A 22,292-nucleotide genomic window follows, 5' to 3' on the forward strand; every position below is an offset into this window, starting at 1 on the left:
AATCAGGCCGCGACGTCGGAGGCGAGTTTGAGGAGCTTGGCGCAGTTCGCGGACCTGCCGCCATAGTCCTTCCAGGCCGTGTCACGGGCAATGTCGCGCCATTTGTTGACGGTCTCGACATCGAGCTCCGTAACCTTGGCGCCGGCCTTTTCGTAGACCTTGGCAACTTCGATGTCGTCGTCCTGCGCGCCCTTGCGCCCGAACGCCTCCATCTCCGCGCCGACCGCGAGGATGATGTCCTGTTGGTTCTTCGGCAGCTTGTCGAACGAGGCCTTGGACATCATCAGCGGCTCGAGCATGAACCAGTACGACGCCTTGGCTCCGGAGGTGAGGGCCTTCGACACCTCTTCCAGCCGGAACGAGATCAGGCTGGTCGACGAGGTAATGCCGGCATCGCAGGCACCGGTCTGCATCGCGGTATAGATTTCATTCGACGGAACCGACAGCACCGAGGCGCCGGCGGTCTGCAGCACCATGTCCATCTCGCGCGAGCCGCCGCGCACCTTCATGCCCTTGGCATCCTCGGGCGCCACCAGCGGCCGTGATCGGCTGGCGACCCCGCCCGCCTGCCAGACCCAGGTGAGCAGGATGATGCCCTTGTCGGCCAGAAAATCGCTCAGCGTCTTGCCGACCGGCTCGTTCTTCCAGCGCATCCCCTGGTCGTAGGTCGTGACCAGACCCGGCATCAGCCCGATGTTGGTCTCGGGCACCTCGCCGCCGGCGTAAGGCATCGGATAAAGGCTGATGTCGAGCGCGCCCTTCCGCATGGCCGAGAATTGCGCGACGGTCTTGATGAGCGAGGAATTCGGATAGATCTCGGTCGCGATCTCGCCGCCGGAGCGCTTCGCAACCTCCTCGGAGAACACCCGGCAGAGCCGGTCGCGGAAATCGCCCTTGTCGATGGTGCCGCCGGGAAACTGGTGAGAGATCTTCAGCGTCGTTGCTGCATGGGCCGTGCCGGTTCCAAAACGCAGAATGGCCGGCGCAGCGAGCGCGGATGCGATGACATGACGGCGTGTGAGCATGAGATTTCCCCTGGACAACTTCTGGTTGGGTTCCCGACCCGGGTTCGTTGGCGTGAGTTATACCAACCAATCTACCGGACTTACCTCTAGCCGAACTAGGCAGTTCGTTCGAGGCCAAATGCATGGGAAGCGACATATTGCTGCGGCGCACGTACCGGCCTGTGAATCCCTTGCGCGGGTTGTACTAACATGATCTTGCCGGGCAAAATTGTGTCCTTGATTCCGGAACGGGACGCATTCGAGTCAAATTTGATCGAACAAAAATTCTCGCCCGCGTTCGTAACAATCGCCTTCATCGGAACGTCGATATCCAGGAACGGCGCGTCCGTCGCCGTCGAACCCCGTCATACGAAGGAGCGATCATCATGACCAATCGTAGCCGCCTCATCCTCGGAATCTCCGCCGCCGCCCTCGCGTTCAACGTGGCCGTCGCGCCGGTGGCCTTCGCGGAGGACAAGATGAGCAAGGACGATGGGATGAAAAAGGGCGCGATGTCCCACGACGGCATGAAGAAGGATTCGATGGCCAAGGACGGCATGAAGAAGGACGATGCCATGTCCAAGGACGGGATGAAGAAGGACGACGGCATGATGAAGAAGAACTAAGTCGTCTCGCCCGGCATCGTGCGATGGGACGACCGTATCAGTCCCATCGCCGATGAAGTGAGGAGCCGCGCGATGCCGGACGCGACGGCACGCAGGTCTCGTGGCGGCGGCGTTGCTGCTTACTTCTTCTTTCCGCGGGCCTTGCGCGCGGCGTAGCGCGCATCGCGCTTCGCCTTCTGCTCGGCCTCCATCTCGGCCAGGCGAGCGGCTTCGTCTTCCGCCTCGCGCGCGAGCCGGGCAATCTCGGCAGCTTTGGCCTCTTCCTCGAGGCGCTTCTGCTCCGCCTTGGCGGCCTCGCGCTCCAATCGCTGCTGCTCGCGGCGGGCGGCGGCAGCTTCGCGCTCCTGCCGTCGCTTCACGACTTCGGGATCGTCCGGTCCCGGCTGCGATTTGAACTTCTGCACGATGCTCTGGCGGGCCTGCTGCGCGGCCTTCTGCCGATCGGCAAATCCAGGTTCCTTGAATCCTCTCATGGAGACGTCGTCACTTCGCTATTTGGGTGTTCGATCAGGGTGTGGTCGGTCAGGGGCTGCACGCGCCGCCAGGCAATTCTTCCACGAGATCGTGAACACGAGCGGAGGCCGACGCGAGCCCGTGTGTATAGGATCGCATGCGTCGATGACAAATGCTTTATCGCCGCTCCTCCACATCCGACCTGCCTAGCGCTTGCATGGCGCTCGCCGGAGGCTATGTAAGCACCCCCGTCGCTGACGCAGGTCGGCCGGCTGTGAGTCGCTTCACGCCTCGCGGGCACCAGCGCACCGCCCGGGTGCGACGTCCAACGGAGTTGACCGGCATGATCTCTGTTCGCCGCGGGCGCATGGCGCTCGGCCTCGCGCTCGTCGCTCTCGTGGTCAGCGCATGCGTGATGACCGCGGTCCTCGCCCGCCCGCGGCCCGTTTCGGCCGGTGTGCTGGGTTCCGAATGGGAATGCGGGCAGCTGTTCTGGGTGACGAGCTGCACCCGTATCGAATCGATCTCGCCGGCATCTCGCCAGCAGCAGCAACCGCACGGTGAGGCCGCTGGCCTGCGTGCCGCCTAGGCGCACCGGCGATGAGTACGCAGGGGCCGGATAGACGCGGTGCCATGGCGGCACTGGTGTTCGCGGCGCTCGTCGTGGCCTTCGGCGTGTGGCTGGCCCGCAGCCTGACCTCGGCAAGCCAGATGCAGGATTGCCTGATGTCGGGACGAACCAACTGCAATGTGATCGTGCCCGACCGGTGACCGCCGATCAGCTCGTACCGGATCAGCAGGGCCGCGCCAGCAAGGTTGCATGATCGAAGCGGCGAATCAGCCGGCATCTCGGTTAACCTGACGGCAGCAGGTTGACCTAGCCGCAAAATAGTCCGGATTTTACCCGTTTGTCGCGGAAACTATGATGTGTCCGGATCATGCGCGCCGAAGCCGGCGATCCGGGATGATCAATCCGCATTACACTTGGCGTCCGTGGCAATCAGCGCGGACGGCGGGTGATCAAGGGTAGGGGAGAATGATGTTGTCCAACCAGAGCACACGGTGGCTGCCTGCGATCGCAATCCTGACCGCGGTCGGGATCCCCGCCCAAGCCTGGGCGCAAACCCAGGACCAGGCTGGTCCTGGTGCCGGGCATTCGCCCCAGGCCCGCCCGCCGGGTGTCATTCGCCAAGCGCCGGCCCAGGGTGGGCAGCCGGGCGGCCAACCCCATGTCCAGATTCCGCGGCAAGCCGGTCCCATGGCCGGCCAGCCGCAGGGAGCACAGCCGGGCGCACCGCCGCGGGCTGCCGTTGCCCCTCAGGGACGTCAGCCTGCGCCGGTGGCGCAGCAGGGACGTCCGCCGGGAGCCGGTCAGGGCTACGCAGCGGGCCACGGGCCGGGCCCTGGTCCGGCGATGGCCGGGCGGGGACCGGATGCGCGTTATGCGCACGGCCGGGTCGCGGTGCGCGACTATGGTGGGCAGTCTTATCGCGGCCGGGTCGGCTGGGAGGGTGGCCGATGGCGGCACGAGGTTCACAATGGCCGTCCGGGCTGGTGGTGGGACGTCGGTGGCGTCTGGTACTATTATCCCGAGCCCATGGAAGGACCGCCGACCTACGTGTCGGAGGACTATGCTGACGATGTGGTCTATGCGCCGTCGGCGGCCTACGAGGCGCCCCCGCCGGTCGCCTACGAGCCGGCGCCGCCTCCGGCCGAAGTCGATCCGGGTGCCAGCGCGCTCGGGGGCGCGATCATCGGCGGGGTGCTCGGCGGTATCCTCACCGGCAAGGCGGGCGGTGCCGCGGCGGGCGCCGTGCTTGGTGGTGCCACCGGGGCGATCGCCGGCGCTACGGCTGCGGCGCGACCGGGCTATTATCTGTCGCAGGGCAATTGCTACTATCGATATCCGTCGGGAGAGTATGTCGCGGTCGATCCGCGCTCCTGCTACTGAGCCGCCGCCGGCGGTCGGAGCGCTGCGCTGAGCTTGGTTGGCCGCTGCGGAGTTGTGGCCGAATCTCCGCAAAGCTCCGGAGCAGGAGTGGGAGCGAATCTTGATAGACTCCGCTTCATTGTTCGAGAGGTGAGAGCTCCTGGGCCATGACCAAGGCGTCCAAGCTGGTTGCCGCCAAGGGCGGAAGGGTTCTCCTGGTCCGGCGCCGGGCCGACGGGCGCTGGATGTTTCCGGGTGGCCGCAAACGCGCGCAGGAGACGGCGAAGGACTGCCTGAAGCGCGAGATCAAGGAGGAGCTTCCCAAGCTCAAGCTCGGCCGGCTGCGGCTATGGAAGGAAGTCACCGCCAAGAACAAGCGCTCGGGTCGCAAGATGAGCGATGCCATCTTCATCGCCAAGCATGCCAAAGGGCGCCTGGAGATCGGAGACAAGAAGGAGATCGACCGCGCGGTGTGGCAAAAGCCCTACGGACTCAGCCTGACGCCGACGTCGCGCTACATCCGCGACCAGCTGTTTCCACGAAAGCCGGACTGAACCGTCGCGGGCTGGGAACATCCCGGCCGCCTGGGCGTTATCTGCCCATGCCTTACGATAACACAGACAGACAGCCTCGCGTCCTCACGCCGGAAGAGCGTCGAGCGCGTGACGCCAGCCGCAGGGCTGATGCCGAACAAGCCATGCGCGAGCATGAGGCGGCCCAGCGCGCCTTTTACGCCAACCGCGAGCGGCTCCGGGCCGAGCGTCTGGCCCGGGAGGCCGCCGCCAAGTCGGGCTGACGGGAGTTCCTGTCAGCTCGCCTTGCGGCTCCGGAATGCGTTCGCCATCCGCAGAAACGCTTGATCCAGCAACGCATACATGTCGCCCGTGATGTCGCAATCGAACATCGCGCGGCGCATGCACGTCATCCATTCGTCGCGCTCGGCGTCGCCGATCGGATACGGACGGTGCGCGGACATGATGCAGCGATGTTCGGCCCGCTCGAAATAAAGCGCCGGCCCGCCCAACCAGCCACTGAGAAATTCGAACAGCAACTGCTTGATCGGACCAAGATCGGCGTCGTGCATCGCGCGGATGCGGCTGGCGCCGGGCTCCTGGTCCATGATGGTGTAAAAGCGCTCCGCCAGACGGCGCACGCCGGCCTCGCCGCCTACGAGCTCATAGGGCGTCGCCTCGTTCACAACTGCTTCTGCTTCGTTAGCCGAATTCGCTGCCGTCATCGCATCTCGTTTCCGCTCGCCCCTCTGCAGCCAACAAGCGGCAGAGGTATGGCGCCTTGATCTGGATCAAGCGGGAAAACGCGCGTGCGTTCGGGCTAGCGGATGCTGGCTTTGACGAGGCGCTGCCGGTCGGTGTCGGCGGCGATCTGGCGCAGCGTCTGTCGGAGCAGAGCGAGATCGACCGGCTTGGAGAACGGCGGATAGACGTTCAGGCCGAGGATCTTGCCGGCGCGGACCGTGACGTCGCGGGTCTGATCGTCGGAGCCGCTGATGATCAGCACCGGCGTGCGGGACTTGATGTCCGCCAACAGCTGCAACACCTCGGTGCCGGAGCGCTCACCGAGATTGAGGTCGAGCGTGATGCATTCGAAGTTGCGCCGGCGCAGCACGTTCATCGCGCCGTCGACCGAGTTCACGCCGGTCGTCGCAAAGCCCGCCTGCACGGCGATCTTGCGCAGGATCGACAGATGAACGTCGGCATCTTCGATCACGAGAAGTTCGTTCAGCATGGTCCCCGCGCGGCTGGTGTGTCGGCTACAGATGGACCTGCGGAACTTAAGAGGGGGTTTCTGATTTCCTCGTAAACATCGGGTCCCGTAGAACAACGGAAAATCTGCACGCTATCCGCCATTGCCGGCGCCCGCGCGGAACGGCTCAGAACGGCCGACGGCTCGGCATGGCTTTGGAGGAGCCCGGCAGATCGGTCATCCCTGCCGAATCGGCCGGAGGCAGGCGCCCGCCCGGCCGGCGCCAGTGCTCGACGTGCAGAAGGATGCCGGCCACCAGCAGCGGCGCGACGGCGGCCACCGCCAGCAGCGGCGACAGCGGCTTGGGCGTGATCATCTCCATCGTCATCTCGCAGACCATCCAGATAGCTGCGGACGCCAGCACGAAGTCGCGGGAGGGGATGCGGAGCCAGTACAGGAAGCCGGCGATGATCGCGGCCGGCGCAATGATCGGGCCGATCATGTAGAAGTTCAGCTCGGGCGGCGTCACGGCGTCGAGGACCATCGATGCCAGCAGCCACAGGCTGAGGAACATCACTACGCCGTCGACGTATCTCATGGCCAACCTCCGCCGCGACATTTTGGCGCAATCTTTGTCCGGTTTATGGCTGTTCCGTCAAGGGCCATGGTGTCCAGGGCCGATTTGCAGCCCGATCCGGCGGATTTTCGCCTGTGGCCCGGGTCCCGGCGAGTTCCTGGTTCCACGGCCATCCGCTGCTCAATCCGCCGAAAACCCGAACGGAACCGACGACGTCCTGAAATCGTCCGGCAGGATCTCGCGCCCGATCGGCGGCGCCGAGCGTGCCGCGCATTTCGGGCGGTGGCAGACCCGGCAGGCGACCCCGATCGGGGCCGGATCGTCGGCATCAGGCCCGTGGCCGTCGCGGGTGTAGATCAGCTGCCCCGCATGCTCGGCAGCGCAGCCGACCGCGATCGCCCGCTCGACGCGCACCGCGCCATAGGAGCCGCCACCGGCGGTCACCGTGCGGGCGATCGAGAAGAACCGGCGGCCGTCGGGCAGCTCCAGCCATTGCGTCACGATCTGGCGCGGCGTCTTGAAGATGCCGTGCACCGACCACAGCGGGCAGGCGCCGCCATGGCGCGCGAATGGGAAGCCGGCGCCGTCGAGCAGCTTTGACACGTTGCCGGCGGGATCGACCCGGATCAGGAAGAACGGGATCCGCTCCGCGCCCGGCTTCTGCAGGGTGGTGACGCGATGCGCGGTCTGCTCGAAGCTGGTGCCGAACTGGCGCGCCAGTGCCTCCAGATCATACGCCCGCGCATCGACCGCTTTCGCAAAGATCGAATAGGGCATGATGATCGCCGCCGCCGCGTAGGCCGCGAGCGCGCGGCGCGCCAGCAGCTCGGCGGTCTTGCTGGCGAACTTGCCGTCCTCCAAGGCCGCGCCGATCTCGGTGTCGAGCTCGAGATAGGCGAGCTGCCGGGCGAGCTCGAATTTCAGGCTCGCGCTGTCCAGTGAATCCTCGATCAGTAGCTGCCGGCGGTGCAGGTCGAGCCGCCTGAGCGAGCCGAGCATCACGTTCGGTGGCATGTAGCGGACCTGCAGATTGTGCCGCGCGCGAAACCGCTCGATGAAGCCGGCCGGTCCGGCGGAGACCTGCGGAGCCCCCGTCGGCGCCCCCTGGAAGATCGCCTGCGCCAGCCGCTCGGCGGCATCGTCGAGCTGGGCAAAGTTGTTGCGGCGGGCGGCGAGGAAGCGGCGGACGTCGGCGACGGGATCGTTGGCGTCGAAGCCGTCATTGCCGACGCGCGGCGCGCTGCCTGCCGGCGCCGGGGCGCGCTGCTCGGCCAGCGCGAGCTGCTCCTCGCGATACGCCGTGTAGAGGCGCAGGAACGCCTCGGCCATGCCGGGATAGCTGACGGCGAGGTCGGAGATCTCCAGCGCGGGGATGTCGATGTCTGAGAACATCGGGTCCTTGAGCACCGACTGCATCCGCGCGGTATGGTCGGCGCCGCCGTCGCCGGCGAGATCGGCCAGGTCGATCTTGTAGGTCCGCGCCAGCCGCAGCAGCATGTCGGCGGTGACCGGCCTCTGGTTGCGCTCCAGGAGCGCGACGTAAGGCGCTGAGATTTCGAGGTCCGCGGCCATGTCGGCCTGGGTCAGGCCGAGCTCGCGCCGCAGGCGGCGCAAGCGCGGGCCCATGAAGATCGATCGTGCCGTGGCGGTGGTCATGGCCATATCCCGGTCTTGTAATCTCCTTACAGCTATACACGAGAAGTTTGTAAAGTGTGACAAGTTTTCCGCGCAATGTCTGGTCCGCCGTCCCGGGCTGCTTACAACAGGTCCCAGGTTGTCCTTAACCAAGGGATCACGGACATGAACTTCCAACCGCGTGGACTGAACGACCAAGCCCTCCAGGGCCCCGCGTCCTACCAGGCCGAGGTCGAGGCGGCGCGCGCGCTGCTCGAGACCCAGCCGACCTGGAACGGCGTCACCGCCGAGGCCGTGGCGCGCATGCGCCTGCAGAACCGCTTCAAGACCGGTCTCGACGTTGCCCGCTACACCGCGGCCGTGATGCGCGCGGACATGGCCGCCTATGACGAGGACAGCACCAAGTACACCCAGTCGCTGGGCTGCTGGCACGGCTTCATCGCGCAGCAGAAGCTGATCTCGATCAAGAAGCACTTCGGCAAGACCGACCGCCGCTACCTCTATCTCTCCGGCTGGATGATCGCGGCGCTGCGCTCGGAGTTCGGCCCGCTGCCGGACCAGTCGATGCACGAGAAGACCTCGGTGCCCGCGCTGATCGAGGAGCTCTACACCTTCCTGCGCCAGGCCGACTCGCGCGAGCTCAACGATCTCTTCCGCACGCTGGACGCGGCCCGCAAGGCCGGCGACAAGGCGAAGGAGAGCGAGATCATCGCCAAGATCGACGGCTTCCAGACCCACGTCGTCCCTGTTATCGCCGACATCGACGCCGGCTTCGGCAATGCGGAAGCGACCTATCTGCTCGCCAAGAAGATGATCGAGGCGGGCGCCTGCGCGCTGCAGATCGAGAACCAGGTCTCCGACGAGAAGCAGTGCGGCCATCAGGACGGCAAGGTCACGGTGCCGCATGACGTCTTCCTGGCCAAGATCCGCGCCTGCCGCCACGCTTTCCTGGAGCTCGGCGTCGAGGACGGCATCATCGTCACCCGCACCGACTCGCTCGGCGCCGGCCTGACGCAGCAGATCGCCTTCTCCAGCCAGCCGGGCGATCTCGGCGACCAGTACAACAGCTTCCTCGACTGCGAGGAGGTGACGCCGGCGACCGCGCGCAGCGGCGACGTCATCATCAACCGCGACGGCAAGATGATGCGCCCGAAGCGGCTGCCCTCCAACCTCTACCAGTTCCGTCCCGGCACCGGCGAGGACCGCTGCGTGCTTGACTGCATCACCTCGCTGCAGAACGGCGCGGACCTGTTGTGGATCGAGACCGAGAAGCCGCATATCGAGCAGATCGCCAAGATGGTCGACCGCATCCGCAAGGTGATCCCGAACGCCAAGCTCGCCTACAACAACTCGCCGTCGTTCAACTGGACCCTCAACTTCCGTTGGCAGGTCTATGACGCGATGAAGGAGGCGGGCCAGGACGTCAGCAAGTACAACCGCGCCGAGCTGATGAAGGCGGAGTACGACGACACCCCGCTGGCGAAGGAAGCCGACGAGCGCATCCGCACCTTCCAGGCGGACTCGGCCAAGCGCGCCGGCATCTTCCACCACCTGATCACCTTGCCGACCTACCACACCGCTGCGCTGTCGACCGACAACCTCGCCCGCGAGTATTTCGGCGAGCAGGGCATGCTGGGCTACGTCAAGAACGTCCAGCGCGCCGAGATCCGCCAGGGCATCGCCTGCGTCAAGCACCAGAACATGGCCGGCTCCGACATCGGCGACGACCACAAGGAGTACTTCGCCGGCGAGAAGGCCCTGAAGGCCGGCGGCGCGCACAACACGATGAACCAGTTCGGCTGAGCTTGGCCGACTGAGGACTGACAGGACCCGTCTGGAGCTGACAGCTTCAGGCGGGTCTCGCTTTTTGGGGACGCGCCTTGTAGCTGTCGCCGATCGTGAGCCTGGAAGCTTGAGGTCGCCTCTCTCCACGCCGTCATGGCCGGGCTTGTCCCACGGCTGTCCGGTTCAGACAGACTGGACATGGTGCATGGCGTGGATTCTTCTGCGGTCTTGAGCATCGCCAAATGTTCGAGACACACCAGGAAGGTCCCGCCATGCCGCATCAGAATACAGTATTCCGAGACATTCTGAAGTTGGTCCCCTGGCATCGCTTCGAGGCGCTTGTGGACGAGCATGGCACGGACGCGCGGATTCGACGGCTTTCCACCAAAGACCAATTTGTGGCGCTGCTGTACGGTCAGCTTTCGGGGGCTTCCAGTCTGCGTGAGATTGTCACCGGGCTGTCGAGCCACACCGCGCGGCTTTATCACCTGGGTGGGGGCCCTGTCCGCCGCTCGACTTTCGCGGACGCCAATATGAATCGGCCTGCGGAGATGTTTGCCGCCCTGTTGGCCATCATGATGAAGCAGGCCCATCGCCGGTTACGCCGCAAGCTTGCCGAGACGACGTATTTGATTGATTCGACCAGCGTACGGCTGACAGAAGCCAGCGCTGGCTGGGCACGGTTCTCTACCGGTGTCTGCGGTGCCAAGGTGCATGTGATCTATGATGCCGACGCCGACCGGCCGATTTATGCGGCAATCAGCGGAGCCAACGTCAACGACAATACTGCAGCGCATCAGATGCCCATCGAGCCGGGAGCAACCTACGTCTTCGATCTCGGCTATTATGAATATGCTTGGTGGGCTCAACTGGACGCCGCCGGTTGTCGAATCGTGACCCGGTTCAAATCCAATACGCCGCTGCGGGTCGTGGAGGAGTTGCCTGTCATCGCGGATGGCAACATCCTCTCCGACCGCATCGGCTTCCTTCCACAACGCCAAGCCTACAGCCGCCGCAATCCAATGCAGACTGCGGTGCGCGAAGTGCGCGTCACCTTGGAAACGGGAAAGATCCTGCGCATCCTGTCGAACGACCTCGATGCCAGCGCTCAAGAGATCGCCGACCTCTATCGTCGCCGCTGGGCCATCGAGTTGTTCTTTCGTTGGGTCAAGCAGACCCTCAAGATCACCAGGTTCCTCGGGACTTCTGAGAACGCCGTTCGTATCCAGATCGCCGTTGCCCTGATCGCCTTCCTCTTGCTTCGCCTCGCGCAAGACCTTCAGAAGGCAATCCAAAGCCCCTTGGTCTTTGCCAGATTGGTCCGCACCAACCTCATGCATCGCCGCCCCATCGATCAATTGCTCACGGGGCCACCCCAACTTGCCAAAAACCCACAACAGTTGAGCCTCGCAATATGCGGAAGCTGAACCGGACAGCCGTGGGCTTGTCCCGGCCATCCACGTCGTTCGGCGGACGTGGATCGACGTGGATGGCCGGGACAAGCCCGGGCATGACGAGCAACAAATTGGTGCCGGACCGTGTGGCTGAGGACGTCATTCTCCTACGCGACCCTCTCGCCCCGTCGCGCGGTGCCCTCAGCGCTCCGCCAGCGCCAGCCTCGCACCAAGCAACGCAAAGCCGCCGGCAAAGGCGCGGCGCAGCCAGGCCATCACGCGGGGCCGGCTGACGACGCGATCGCGCACGGCAGCCGCGAACAGTCCGTAGACCACGAACACCGCGAACGTCATCGCCATGAATGTCGCCGACAGCTCCAGCATCAGCGCCAGCGGATGCGGCACATCGGCCGCGATGAACTGCGGCAGGAAGGCGAGGAAGAAGATCGACAGTTTTGGATTGAGGATGTTGATCAGGAAGCCGGTCAGCACCACCCGCCCGGCCGAGCGGGCGTCCGGCTTCGCATCGTCCTTCGTCTCGACCGACAGCGCACCGCGCTCGCCCAGCGTCTCCCAGGCCATGTACAGCAGGTAGGCGACGCCGCAATATTTCAGCGCCGCAAACGCCAGCGCGCTGGTGTGCAGCACGGCGGCAAGCCCGACGATCGCGGCCAGCATCGCCGGAAGGATGCCGAGCGTGCAGCCGAACGCGGCGGCGATGCTCATCCGCGAGCCCTTCGTCAGCGCCACTGCGAGCGTGTAGAGCACGCCGGTGCCAGGCGAGGCGACCACGATCAGCGAGGTCAGCAGGAAGGCAGTGGACATCGGCGGGCTCCCAGGGTCGCGGTTGTTCAGGCAAAGGGCAGTCGGCGCATCTCAAATCGGCCTCCATCATTCCACGGCGCAGCGGCGGACGATAGAAGGAGGCCGGACACGGGTCGGTGACGACCGGGCGAGCCATCGTGTGCGTCGTCGTCGAGGGCGCGCAGCGGGTGATGCGGGCAGGGGGCGCGTTCATTCGTCATCGCGACGCCTGTCGCGCCCGAACTGTTGCGGTCGTTTCGCCCCCCCAGCAAACAGAGGGCGCGGGGAATGCCGGGCTGCAGGCCGCAACCCATGGCCCGCCTGCAGAAGAAAAAGCAGGCGGCAGTCACCACAGGTTCAGCCGGATCAACCCGGCATTCCCCGCGCGATGGTCTTCACGCTTATACGCGATCTCCCCGGTGTCCGGCTTGATAGCCACCGTCGCCCGTGGGGGTCATCATCCCCCAGGACTTGGCGCCAGCGTCGGGGCGCCAGGACCACGCGATTTCACGTCCGCAAGGAGCCGTTCGTCCGCGCACTATCCAAGCACGCTGCGACCCACCTGCGGCCACCGCATCCCGCGCCCAACGTCCGTGACGATCGCGAAGCGCCCCTCTCGAGGAGCACGGGATGGACGCAGTCAGCCATGGAATTCGGAAAAAGTGAAGTAGAATATTTTTGGCGAGGGGACTGGACAGGGGTGATCGCCTTGAGGGACCTGATGAAATAAGTTTTTCCGCGCATCCTCACGGCAACTCTGCTGGAAAGCGCAGCGCCGTCGCGCCATGATCCGGTCCCAAGAAGGCTCAACGACCACTGCAACTCATGCGAGCATTGCGTGACGGGACGACAGCGAATGTGGCCGGCACGCAACGAAGTCGGCTTTTTGTTAGTTGTTTCTATTCCCCCTGAGGTTGCGGCTATTGTTCCCCAGATCGGCCCCTGCTACCCCTGGGATTAACGACAGTAGGGGTGCTGTGGGGGCTCAAATGAACGGTTTGCGTCGGATGGCCGGCTGGCTGGCCATCGTTGGAGGGGCGTGTCTTGGCGGGTGTGCTGCGCCGCTTGCGGTCAACAGTGTGACCGACGTCAGGTCGACGACGGGCAGCCGAGGGATCGACGTCTACGAGCCGAAGCGCCGCACCGACGCAAGCGTGCCCGAGTTCGCGGGTGACCAACTCGTGGAAGTGCGAACGTTTCACAATCCCGGCGGGGGAGGCGAGGTCGAGATGGCCGGAGCGTCCTGCTCACTGGAAGCCTCCGGCTTCAGCGCAACCATGACGAGCCCCGCGAAGGTGCGCGTGCCGCTCTATCGCGGACAGTCGAGCACGCTTGCCGTGACCTGCCAGAAGCCCGGCTATCAGAAGCGGATGATCACGGTCGCGCCCTTTGATTCGACGCGCCAGGCGCGTCTCGCCAGCGGCATCAACGGCGGAATCCTCGGCGCGGTCATCGTGGCCGGCATCGACGCCGCCGCCGACAACACGAAGAACGACTGGCGCTATCCCGTGGCGAAGGTCGTGCTGGAGGCCGATGCCGCCGGGAGGTGATGGACAGAGCTTTCGGTGTTGCGCCGCCATGACCTTGCTTGTTGCGGCAGTCGCTGTGGCATTTTCTCGATAGGTGAGCCATTCGGCTTGGATGATTAGGACCGCTGGGCCATAGCCCAAAGGCAGGTGCCTGTATGAGTCCATCTCTGTTCGGAGAGCGCGGGACCGAGGCCTGGCCATTGGGTGGTTGGGGGGCTTTCTGAGTTACGTGACAACGCATTCAATTGATTAGATCACGCGCGGAAGGATATGTTTCACTGGAATGCGGGTGATGAGGAGTACGATAGATGTCCCTCTATGATCCTATTAAACGACGATTGCAGTCGGTTACTGAAAGTCAGCTCATTCTATCCTTCGACGAAATGGAACAGATGATCGGCCAAGCCCTTCCGAGTTCAGCCCGGAATTACGATGCGTGGTGGAGCAACGAGGGCCCGGACCGCACAAGGCATGTGCAAAGCAAGGCATGGACGACCCTGGGCTTCAGTGCAGAAGTGGATAGAGTTCGTCGTCAAGTTACCTTCAGACGTCGATGATATCACGATGTCTGATCCCAGCTAAGATGTCGCAGATGACCTGCCCCTAAGAATTTCCTCCAGAGGGATTAAGGGTCCGCCCTGACGAAGGACGGACAGATGAAGTGGAAGCGGTTCACGGAAGAGCAGATCATCGCGGTTTTGAAAGAGCACGAGGCCGGTGCGAAGACGGCCGATCTGGCTCGATCTGGCTCGCAAGCACCGCAAGCACGTAATTTCTGAATTTGGGTGACAGGAATTTGGGTGACGGAATTTGGGTGACAGTACTGGACTGCACCCCTCAAGTGAGACACGATAATCTCAGTGACAGGCATTCCGAGGATGACCTGTGGCAGCAAGAGGGAAGACCCGTCGGTTTCCGACGGCTTATAAACTGAAGGCGATCAAGCGTGTCGAACGAGGCGAAGGCGTTCTGCCTGTGGCTCGGGACCTTGGGATATCGCGCAAGATCCTTCATGACTGGATCAAGGCCTGGAGGGCGCAAGGGCCGGACGGGTTGAACCGCAAGCCGGGACCGAAGCCTGGTCCCCGGAAGCTCAAATCTGTGGCGACCTATGACGATAAGCGGTCCGCACTGGCACGGGCCAATGCTCGCATTGCCGAGCTCGAAGGGCTGGTCGGCCGTCAGCAGATGGACCTCGATTTTTTTCGGCAAGCCTTGCGCGCACTGGAGCGGCCGGCAGCGCAAGGCAAACCCGTATCCGCATCATCGAAGTCATCAAAAGCATGACCGCGGAGACAGCCGACTCCAGCGCTCATGTGCAGCGCCTCTGCGCTTTGGCAAGGCTGCCTCGAGCGACTTATTACCGGCATCTCAATCGACGTAGCCGCGCCGAAGCCGAGTGCGAGTTGCGCGACCAGCTCCAGCGCATCTGCCTGAAGCATCCGTTCTACGGCTATCGACGGGTGACCGCCGCTCTTCGGCGTCTGGGAATGGTCGTCAATGGCAAGAAAGTCCTGCGCCTCATGCGTCAGGATAATCTTCTCGCGCAGCGCAAGACGCCCTTCCTGAAGCCGCCGACTGCAAGGCCGACTGACGTGATCGTCGTCCCCAACCTGATCCGTGGCCTAGCGCCATCGGCTCCGGATCAGATCTGGGTCGCTGACATCACCTACGTCCATCTCGCCAAGACGTTCGCCTATCTCGCCGTCATTCTCGACGGCTTCTCCCGCAAGGCGGTCGGCTGGGCATTCGACAACACCCTCGACGCCTCCCTCGCGATCGCGGCTCTCGACAAAGCGCTTCAATCTCGGAACCCCAAGCCCGGCAGCCTGATCCACCACTCAGACCGCGGCGTGCAATACTCCTCGATCGCCTATCGGGAGCGGCTGGCCAAGCGCGACATCAAGATCAGCATGAGCAGTCCCGGCAACCCGTTCGACAACGCCAAGGCCGAAAGCTTCATGAAGACGCTCAAGGCCGAGGAGATCAACGGCAAGAGCTTTGCCGACGTCAACGACGCCCGGCGCCGGATCAACAGCTTCATCGCCGAGATCTACAATAAGGAGCGCTTGCATTCGGCCCTCGGCTATCGATCTCCTCTTGAGTTCGAAGCCGCGTTCAAGCAAAACACGATGCGATGACTTTACCCATTGTCACTGAGATTATCGTGTCTCACTTGAGGGGTGCAGTCCAGTGCACTTAATATTTCTGATGGGGTGGGTTAGGGGGAGACTCATGAAGCCCCTTCTGATCAACTTGATGACCCGATGATGCCCTTGCGCTGCAAGTCGTCAAAGATCGCTGCGACGGAGCTCGACGCATTTGCGCCATCGCCGACGAACAGAAGGCCGCCGGCGTTGACCTGACCATTTCCAACCCAGAGGTTTCGTCCGGTGCTTGCCTCAAGAAGCCGCGCCGTGAACGTGGTCTGACGCTTGTAGCGGTAGGTCGGCGTCGCGGTGGCAACCACCATGCCTGATGACGTCCCATTCATGGATATGGTCGACGTGTTGCCGAAGGTGTTGACGGTACCGATCGAGCTCGATGTTCCGGTGTATTGGCCCGACAAGATCGTCCCGGCGTATTGTTGCTGCACACCGCTATCGCCCACGCTGATGACGAGGACGCCTTCAATCGCGTCACGCGCGAGTCCCTGTTGAACCTCGGCATTGGTGTAGGTCCGTGTCGGCGGAAACAGCATCAGCGCGTCGTCAGCGACGACGCCGCGTTTCCGGGCCTCCTCAGCGATGTTGGTCTGAATGCTTGATACGAGAGGGCCGGGTCCGGAGACGTAAGCGACCATGCGGCCGATCGGCTTCGCCGGCAATTGTCGGTCGGCATATCCCTGCATCGATGTCGTGATGCAGCCCGACAAGGCAATTGCAGCCAATGGAATCGCGACGACTGTTCTTGCCCAATTCATCGAAACGCCCCGGCAATAAATCAAAGACTGCAACGCTCGATTGTGCCTTGGATTGGCCGAACAAGCCAGTCGGCATGTGGACAACTTTACGCCGTCGTCATCCCCAAAAACCGCTTCACGGTGGCGCGGCACAAAGATGGAGCTATGCGGCGCCGCTTCCGGCGCACGGCCCCTGGCGCCGATGGTGGCTTGATGATCAGGCCTTGCCCTGTGGGAAGCGCGAGAATAGCGACGCCATGCTGAGAGGCCCAAGCGTCGAATGCACGCTTCTGGGCCTCGTAGCGGACGAAACCATAATCGTCGAGCAGAACCGGGGCGCCTGGCTGGAGCTTGCTCCAGAAGTGGTCGATGGCCGCGATCTCGGGCGTGACATTGTTCATGTCGATCGACAGATAAGCGACGGCATTGATGTCGACGGTCGACAGGCTAGATGGGACACTGCCACGAATGATTTCGACGTTGTTGTATTCGGCGAAGTTGCGAACGGCATCCTCATAGATGTCGGTCTTGTACATCTGTCTGAAGTAGCCGAGGTTGCCGCTTGCGACCTCCTCATCAGTGACGAGGCGCTCGTCGACACCGGTAAACGTATCAAACAGAAAAAATCGACGTTGGAGGTTGTTCCAGTCGAGATAGTGCATGATTGAAGAGCTGAGCATGCCGCGACATACGCCGCATTCGACGAAATCGCCGCCAAGGCTGACGCCGATGCTGGCGCACCAGAGCGCAACGTGCGTCCGCCAGAAATAGCGAGGCTCATAGCCCTCGGCGGCGGCGCCACGTTCGTAGGCGGCGACGAAGCGGGGATCCCGCATGAAGTCATGGTTGTGCACGATCGCGGGATCGGTTCGCAATCCCGCGTAGTCGTATACGGGCGTGTAGAGCCGGGGGCCGGCAACGTCCGGCGTGGAGGGCTCGCTCGAGTTGGTGCCGTCGTTCGCTCCGGCCAGTTGTAGCTTGAGCTTGATGAGCTCGGTCGACATCTCACGAAGCGCCAAACTCTCGCGCTGCAGGTTCTGGAGATAGCTGGCCGATACCGTCTCCGTCGGTTCGCTGGCTTGCGAATCCGTTCGGACTTGATCCTCACCTTCGTTGCGCTGCTCGCTTGCATGTCCATTGCGGGCCGACGAGACCAGCTGATGGAGCGTCGATTGGCGAATGAGTTGGAAGCCGACGCCGTTGAGCAGCCGGTTGATCACGGCGCCATAGCTTGCAGACATGCTGGCTCCACTGGCGTGAACGCCTTGCGAAAAAGGCCTTACCGGAATTCGATAAAAATGACTTGCGATACCTTTGGTTGTCGACCTTAGCACCCTGCTTGCGCAGACTGCAATTCCGGCGACATGATCGAGCTGACGCGCGGTGATCGTGCAGCTTCCTCGTGACATCGCCTGGGTGGAAGAGATCATGGAGACGTCTCGCCAGCTTCGCGCGAGCATCGTAGCCAAGGAAATGACTGAGGATTCAAAGCCGCGTGAGGATCGAGGGCGTTTGACTCATTGAGTATGAAATCGAGTTCCGATCGAGACGCATCCAGGCTGCCGCTTATGGGCGATCGAGGCCACGCATCGTCTACCGATGTTCCGACGTGGCCAGGCGAGGCGTCTGCCAGGCTGACCATTCGATCGTTCGGGATCTTGGTGAGCGCGCCGGGACTCGAACCCGGGACCCCATGATTAAAAGTCACGTGCTCTACCGGCTGAGCTACGCGCTCGCTTCCAAGAAGCGGTGCGACGGCAGGGCCGTCACTGTCCGGATCGTCGGCAGGTCCCCATCGGAACGCGTGTAGCGTGGCCGTGGTTCACTGCGGCATGAGATCGGGGCGGCAAAACCCCGGCCTTGGGCCGCATCCTGTCGTGGGCGCTGTGTAGGGGGTGGGTCCGTTCCGGTCAATAGGGCGGCCGGGGGAAACCACGGGAGATCGACGATCGTTTCGGGTGCGGCGATGACGGTGCCGTAGCCCGCCATGAGCCGCCGTCATGGGCCGCCGTCATGGGCCGCCGTCGGCGCTCGAGAGAGCGACCGCGGAGGCGACCTGCGGGGGCTCACGGGCCGTCGCGATGACCCCGGATGTCGCGGCCGCCTGCGCCCTTCGGGCCCATGCGTCCGCTCATCCTGGCTACGCGGCGCGCGCTTCGCTCGGCGTTACACCTTCTCCGCCACCTTCGTTGCCGCCGCGCTCAGCGGGGCCGGCTGCATGCCGGGGCCGGCCAGCTCCGGCACCCAGACCGGGCGCAGGCCGATCAGCTCGGCGGTGCGGACGGTGGCGTGGCGCCAGAACTCGAAGGAGTTGATGCGGGACATCTCCAGCAGCGCGATCGCGACCGCGGACAGGAACGGCAGGCTCTCCAGGATCAGGACGGCGGCGAAGATGTAGAGCTCGGTGATCTGCAACGTGTTGGTCACGATCAGGATGGTGGCGCCGATCAGGAGCAGGGCGCCGATCACGGCCTCCCAGAACGCCTGGAACTCGATCGACATCCGCGACAGGCCGCCCTTGGAGGTGCGGGCGAATGCCAGGTGCTCGGTGATCAGGCCCTGCGCCACGGCGCGGCTGACGGTCCATTGCACTGACATCGCCGCGACCATCGCGCCCAGCATCTGCCACGGCTTCACCGCCACCCGCAGCCGGTAGAGGATCAGGAAGTGGGCGAGCGAGACCACGAAGGCGGCGAGGATCGGGATGGTCAGGATCTTGTCGGGGATGGCGATGCCGGCGAAGGCGACGATCGGCGTCCAGATCAGGTTGAGGATCGCGACCACGACGCCGAGGCTCTCGGCGCCCAGCCAGTTGAGCCAGCCGAGCGAGAACTCGCGCTTCTGGTCCGCCGTCAGCCGGCTCCTGCCGGGCAGGAAGCGCTGCCAGTGCTTCTTGACGATCTGGAAGCCGCCATAGGCCCAGCGATGGCGCTGCTTCTTGAACGCCTCGTAGGTGTCGGGCAGCAGGCCCGAGCCGTAGCGGGTGGCGGTGTAGTGGGTCTGCCAGCCGAGCTCCTGGATGGCGAGGCCGAGATCGGTGTCCTCGCAGATCGTGTCGCTCGACCACCCCCCGGCCATGTCCATGGCGGCGCGGCGGATCAGGCACATCGTGCCGTGCACGATGATCGCGTTCTCCTCGTTGCGCTGGACCATGCCGATGTCGAAGAAGCCGGCATACTCGCCGTTCATGATGTAGTGCATCAGCGACAGGTCCTCGTCGCGATGCTCCTGCGGCGCCTGCACCAGGCCGACGGTGGGGTCGGCGAAGGCCGGCACGAGGTCGGAGAGCCAGTCCGGCGTCACGACGTAGTCGGCGTCGATGATGCCGATGATCTCGGCATCGACGGCGGTGCGCTCCATCGCGATGCGCAAGGCGCCGGCCTTGAAGCCCTTGACCTTCTCGGCATTGATGAACTTGAAACGCTCGCCGAGCATGCGGCAGTGATCCTGGATCGGCTGCCAGAACGCCGGATCGGGCGTGTTGTTGATGATGCAGACGACCTCGTAGTTCGGGTAGTCGAGCCGCGCCAGCGCATCCAAGGTCTGCTTCATCATCTCGACCGGCTCGAAATAGGCCGGCACGTGGATCGACACCTTCGGGCAATAGCCTTGGGGCATGGCGGCGCGGTCGCGCGCGACCTTGTCGCGGGTCAGGAGACGGCGCGGCTCGCGGCCGAAGGCGATCGCGGCGATCTCCTCGATGCGGGCCATCGCGATGAGGATCAAGGGAACCAGGAGGATCAGGCCGAGCGTCAGCGCGAAGGTCGAGCCCCAGACGAAATAGTGCACGTTCCAATAGGCGAAGACGGTGGAGACCCAGGCGCCGACACCGTGCGCCGTGATGGCGAGCATCAACGCCTGCAGCACCGTCGGCTGGCGCAGCCGCACGATCGGCAAGGACAGGAGCACGCCGACCAGGAGCGCGATGGCCGCGAGCTTCCAATAGTCGGGATTCACGATCGGGCCGGTCCAGGCGAATTTCGCCTCGCGCGCGGCGTTGAGCACGCCCCAATACGGGCCGACGCCGCCTTCGAAATATTTCCAGGGCTGATCGATCGCCTCGACGATGTTGTATTCCATGCCGATCGAGGCGGCCTGGGCGAGGAAATTGCGCAACACCTTGGCCTGCCGGAGCGGGCCCGGCACCGCGGGGCCGCGGCCGTCGCCGCTGCGGCTGTAGCCCTGGCTCGGCCAGCCGAACTCGGCGATCATGATGCGCTTGCCGGTGAACTGCTTCTTCAGGAGCTGATAGCGATCCACCGCCTGGTCGACCGCCTGGTCGTCGGTGAAGAACTCCCAATAGGGCAGGACGTGCGCGGCGACGAAGTCGACATTGGCGGCGAGCTCCGGGTTGTCGCGCCAGGTGTTCCAGACGTCGCCGGTGGTGACGGGGACGTTGACCGACTTCTTCACGCGCTTGATCTTCTCGATCAGCTCGTCGACCTTCTGCGTCGCCGTGAGGATGGTCTCGTTGCCGACCACGATGCCGATGACGTTGCTGTTGCGGCGGGCGAGGGTGATGGCCGACTGGATCTCGCGCTCGTTGCGGTCCGGATCCTTGTCGATCCAGGCGCCGAGCATCACTTTCAGCCCCGCCTCCGCGGCCAGCGGCGGCACGATCTCGAGGCCGCCGGTCGACGAGTAGAGCCGGATCGCCCGCGTGATCGTGGCGAGCTTCTTCATGTCGGCGCGGATGCGGTCCGGCGAAGCCACGGTGTTGGCGCCGGGGGCCCCGGTTCCTTCATGCGGATCGTAGGAGACGCTCTGCAGCAGGCCGGTGAAGTTGGGGGCCTCCTGCTTGTCCTGCAGCAGTCCCCAGAGGGCGGCGTGCACGGCGGTGACGAGGAGCAGGACGGCGACGACGGCACGCATGGGAGGGGCAACCATTCCTAGGATCAAGTCAGCGGTGAAGCGGAGCGGTCGATCGCCGTTCCATCTCGGGTATGCGATGCTACCGGGATCGTGTTCACGCGTGCGTTCGACGGCGAACGGCGAAGGCGATCAGTCTCACGCCGTCACAGCCGAAGGCCGCGACGTCATACGTCATCCCAACAGAGCCCAATCCTGCTGAACGCTGCCTGAACCGGGGCGAGGCTCAGGCGCGCGTCGACGGCCTCGATCGTATCACGGCCGTATCCTGCCACGTGATCGGAGCGCTGTCATGCCGCACGCCGCGCATGGCGCCCGGTCGGCGGGATCGTGCGTCCTGCCTGCCGTCAGGCGCCGGTCACTTCGCCGGAGGCTGCGCGGGCGCCGGCGAGGCCGGGGGGGCGGGCTGCTGCGCCGGCGCCGGCGAAGCCTGCGCGGCCGGGGTCGAGGCCGGGCCCGGCGCAGGCGCCGCAGCCACCTGCGGCTTGGCATCCGGATTGATCCAGCAGCCATGGACGTGGTTGTTCAGCGAGTTCGGCACCTTCGGATCGATCTGCGGGATGAAACGCGTCAGGCAGCGGAAGGCGGCCTGGACGTGGCCACCGGGGCAGCCGAAGCGGTCATAGAGATCGAGGTGGCGGAAGGCGGTATCGAGGTCGTCATTGTACATCAGCTGGACGACGCGGCGGCCGAGCCAGACGCATTCGGGATTGCCGGCCGGCCCGCCAGAGAGCGCCTGGGACGCTTCGGTGAATTCGTCGGCCTTGCGCTGGTTCTCCTTCGACACGTCGGCCGGATTGGCCGCCTGCGGCTTTTGGTCCTGGGGATGGTCGCTGCCGCTCTGGGCGAGCGCGCCGGGGGCGCCGATGAGCAGCACGAGGCCCAGAGCCGCCGACAGGCGCGAAACCGAAAACTTGGAGTGGAGCACGCGTCGACCCATAAATTCCCCGATTGTTGCCTTCGTGCCGTCCCCTGACGGACGCAGTGTTGATGCCGATCAAATCAGCCCCGATTGCGGCGGGAGATTGATTCCGACTGTCGCAGAGCGTTCCTAACGGGCGCTTGCGCAGGGGTCCAGAA

At 64.2% G+C, this 22,292-nt stretch carries 23 protein-coding genes, 1 tRNA gene and 2 pseudogenes; 14 read left to right on the top strand and 12 right to left on the bottom strand.

Annotation, left to right across the window (positions count from 1 at the left end; genetic code table 11):
* Positions 1-2: 2 nt before the first annotated feature.
* Positions 3-1,025, bottom strand: coding sequence for a TRAP transporter substrate-binding protein (locus ACQR1H_RS12245; RefSeq protein WP_316178848.1), 1,023 nt, complete (start codon positions 1,023-1,025; stop codon positions 3-5).
* 365 nt (positions 1,026-1,390) lie between these two features.
* On the opposite strand from ACQR1H_RS12245, the gene ACQR1H_RS12250 reads away from it, so the two are divergent.
* On the top strand, positions 1,391-1,630 hold the full coding sequence (locus tag ACQR1H_RS12250; RefSeq protein ID WP_316178846.1) for a pentapeptide MXKDX repeat protein: 240 nt from the start codon (positions 1,391-1,393) through the stop codon (positions 1,628-1,630).
* A gap of 119 nt (positions 1,631-1,749) precedes the next feature.
* Here ACQR1H_RS12250 and ACQR1H_RS12255 read toward each other — a convergent pair whose 3' ends face one another.
* Positions 1,750-2,103 (bottom strand): DUF6481 family protein, encoded by a 354-nt coding sequence (locus ACQR1H_RS12255; protein ID WP_315800057.1) that lies wholly within the window; start codon positions 2,101-2,103, stop codon positions 1,750-1,752.
* A gap of 323 nt (positions 2,104-2,426) precedes the next feature.
* On the opposite strand from ACQR1H_RS12255, the gene ACQR1H_RS12260 reads away from it, so the two are divergent.
* The 5 genes from ACQR1H_RS12260 (at position 2,427) to ACQR1H_RS12280 (ending at position 4,809) form a co-directional block, all read left to right on the top strand.
* A complete protein-coding gene (locus ACQR1H_RS12260) occupies positions 2,427-2,672 on the top strand; it encodes a hypothetical protein (RefSeq protein WP_315800056.1) in 246 nt (81 codons plus the stop codon).
* Positions 2,673-2,716: 44 nt separating this feature from the next.
* Entirely contained in the window at positions 2,717-2,854 is a 138-nt protein-coding gene (locus ACQR1H_RS12265; RefSeq protein ID WP_315800055.1) for a hypothetical protein, read from the top strand.
* 265 nt (positions 2,855-3,119) lie between these two features.
* On the top strand, positions 3,120-4,034 hold the full coding sequence (locus ACQR1H_RS12270; RefSeq protein ID WP_410051931.1) for a hypothetical protein: 915 nt from the start codon (positions 3,120-3,122) through the stop codon (positions 4,032-4,034).
* Positions 4,035-4,180: 146 nt separating this feature from the next.
* The gene (locus ACQR1H_RS12275; protein ID WP_315800053.1) at positions 4,181-4,567 is read left to right on the top strand and encodes an NUDIX hydrolase; all 387 of its coding nucleotides are present in this window, start codon (positions 4,181-4,183) and stop codon (positions 4,565-4,567) included.
* 47 nt (positions 4,568-4,614) lie between these two features.
* Positions 4,615-4,809 carry a hypothetical protein gene (locus ACQR1H_RS12280; RefSeq protein WP_315800052.1) on the top strand — a complete coding sequence of 65 codons (195 nt, stop codon included), beginning with the start codon at positions 4,615-4,617 and terminating at the stop codon, positions 4,807-4,809.
* A 12-nt stretch (positions 4,810-4,821) separates the two neighbouring features.
* Here the strand turns inward: ACQR1H_RS12280 and ACQR1H_RS12285 are convergent, their stop codons facing one another.
* From ACQR1H_RS12285 to ACQR1H_RS12300, 4 genes are all read right to left on the bottom strand, one after another.
* Positions 4,822-5,250, bottom strand: a complete 429-nt coding sequence (locus ACQR1H_RS12285; protein WP_316164804.1) for a group II truncated hemoglobin — start codon at positions 5,248-5,250, stop codon at positions 4,822-4,824.
* A 95-nt stretch (positions 5,251-5,345) separates the two neighbouring features.
* A complete protein-coding gene (locus ACQR1H_RS12290; RefSeq protein WP_315800050.1) occupies positions 5,346-5,759 on the bottom strand; it encodes a response regulator in 414 nt (137 codons plus the stop codon).
* Positions 5,760-5,904: 145 nt separating this feature from the next.
* Positions 5,905-6,315 carry a hypothetical protein gene (locus tag ACQR1H_RS12295; protein ID WP_434907593.1) on the bottom strand — a complete coding sequence of 137 codons (411 nt, stop codon included), beginning with the start codon at positions 6,313-6,315 and terminating at the stop codon, positions 5,905-5,907.
* Between the two features lie 159 nt (positions 6,316-6,474).
* The gene (locus ACQR1H_RS12300) at positions 6,475-7,950 is read right to left on the bottom strand and encodes a helix-turn-helix domain-containing protein (RefSeq protein ID WP_434907594.1); all 1,476 of its coding nucleotides are present in this window, start codon (positions 7,948-7,950) and stop codon (positions 6,475-6,477) included.
* A 144-nt stretch (positions 7,951-8,094) separates the two neighbouring features.
* On the opposite strand from ACQR1H_RS12300, the gene ACQR1H_RS12305 reads away from it, so the two are divergent.
* Together ACQR1H_RS12305 and ACQR1H_RS12310 are read left to right on the top strand one after the other, a co-directional pair.
* Entirely contained in the window at positions 8,095-9,732 is a 1,638-nt protein-coding gene (locus ACQR1H_RS12305) for an isocitrate lyase (RefSeq protein WP_434898693.1), read from the top strand.
* Between the two features lie 254 nt (positions 9,733-9,986).
* Positions 9,987-11,141, top strand: a complete 1,155-nt coding sequence (locus tag ACQR1H_RS12310) for an IS4 family transposase (protein ID WP_315800429.1) — start codon at positions 9,987-9,989, stop codon at positions 11,139-11,141.
* 168 nt (positions 11,142-11,309) lie between these two features.
* Here the strand turns inward: ACQR1H_RS12310 and ACQR1H_RS12315 are convergent, their stop codons facing one another.
* On the bottom strand, positions 11,310-11,933 hold the full coding sequence (locus ACQR1H_RS12315) for a LysE family translocator (protein WP_316236705.1): 624 nt from the start codon (positions 11,931-11,933) through the stop codon (positions 11,310-11,312).
* A 986-nt stretch (positions 11,934-12,919) separates the two neighbouring features.
* Here ACQR1H_RS12315 and ACQR1H_RS12320 point away from each other — a divergent pair.
* The 6 genes and pseudogenes from ACQR1H_RS12320 (at position 12,920) to ACQR1H_RS12345 (ending at position 15,582) form a co-directional block, all read left to right on the top strand.
* Positions 12,920-13,462: a hypothetical protein gene (locus ACQR1H_RS12320; RefSeq protein ID WP_316236529.1), complete on the top strand. Its 543-nt coding sequence runs from the start codon at positions 12,920-12,922 to the stop codon at positions 13,460-13,462.
* Positions 13,463-13,749: 287 nt separating this feature from the next.
* Complete coding sequence (locus ACQR1H_RS12325; RefSeq protein WP_316236528.1) at positions 13,750-13,998, top strand: DUF7662 domain-containing protein; 249 nt, start codon at positions 13,750-13,752, stop codon at positions 13,996-13,998.
* Between the two features lie 99 nt (positions 13,999-14,097).
* Positions 14,098-14,184: pseudogene (locus ACQR1H_RS12330) on the top strand (transposase); the annotation flags it as partial.
* A gap of 142 nt (positions 14,185-14,326) precedes the next feature.
* Positions 14,327-14,527, top strand: a pseudogene (locus ACQR1H_RS12335) (transposase); the annotation flags it as partial.
* A 15-nt stretch (positions 14,528-14,542) separates the two neighbouring features.
* Positions 14,543-14,728, top strand: a complete 186-nt coding sequence (locus tag ACQR1H_RS12340; protein ID WP_409997868.1) for a hypothetical protein — start codon at positions 14,543-14,545, stop codon at positions 14,726-14,728.
* Positions 14,725-15,582 carry an IS3 family transposase gene (locus tag ACQR1H_RS12345; RefSeq protein ID WP_315800043.1) on the top strand — a complete coding sequence of 286 codons (858 nt, stop codon included), beginning with the start codon at positions 14,725-14,727 and terminating at the stop codon, positions 15,580-15,582. Before ACQR1H_RS12340 ends, ACQR1H_RS12345 begins: the two co-directional genes overlap by 4 nt.
* A gap of 110 nt (positions 15,583-15,692) precedes the next feature.
* On the opposite strand, the gene ACQR1H_RS12350 is transcribed toward ACQR1H_RS12345, so the two are convergent.
* The 5 genes from ACQR1H_RS12350 to ACQR1H_RS12370 form a co-directional block, all read right to left on the bottom strand.
* A complete protein-coding gene (locus ACQR1H_RS12350) occupies positions 15,693-16,397 on the bottom strand; it encodes a hypothetical protein (RefSeq protein ID WP_316236523.1) in 705 nt (234 codons plus the stop codon).
* A 53-nt stretch (positions 16,398-16,450) separates the two neighbouring features.
* The gene (locus ACQR1H_RS12355; protein WP_316236522.1) at positions 16,451-17,773 is read right to left on the bottom strand and encodes a TylF/MycF/NovP-related O-methyltransferase; all 1,323 of its coding nucleotides are present in this window, start codon (positions 17,771-17,773) and stop codon (positions 16,451-16,453) included.
* A 229-nt stretch (positions 17,774-18,002) separates the two neighbouring features.
* Positions 18,003-18,078: transfer RNA gene (locus tag ACQR1H_RS12360), tRNA-Lys, on the bottom strand.
* A gap of 431 nt (positions 18,079-18,509) precedes the next feature.
* Positions 18,510-21,215: a glycosyltransferase gene (locus ACQR1H_RS12365; RefSeq protein WP_315800040.1), complete on the bottom strand. Its 2,706-nt coding sequence runs from the start codon at positions 21,213-21,215 to the stop codon at positions 18,510-18,512.
* A gap of 355 nt (positions 21,216-21,570) precedes the next feature.
* Positions 21,571-22,152, bottom strand: coding sequence for a beta-1-3, beta-1-6-glucan biosynthesis protein (locus tag ACQR1H_RS12370; RefSeq protein ID WP_315800039.1), 582 nt, complete (start codon positions 22,150-22,152; stop codon positions 21,571-21,573).
* Between the last annotated feature and the right edge of the window lie 140 nt (positions 22,153-22,292).

This window comes from Bradyrhizobium sp. HKCCYLRH2015 (assembly GCF_051168215.1).
Taxonomy (GTDB): domain Bacteria; phylum Pseudomonadota; class Alphaproteobacteria; order Rhizobiales; family Xanthobacteraceae; genus Bradyrhizobium.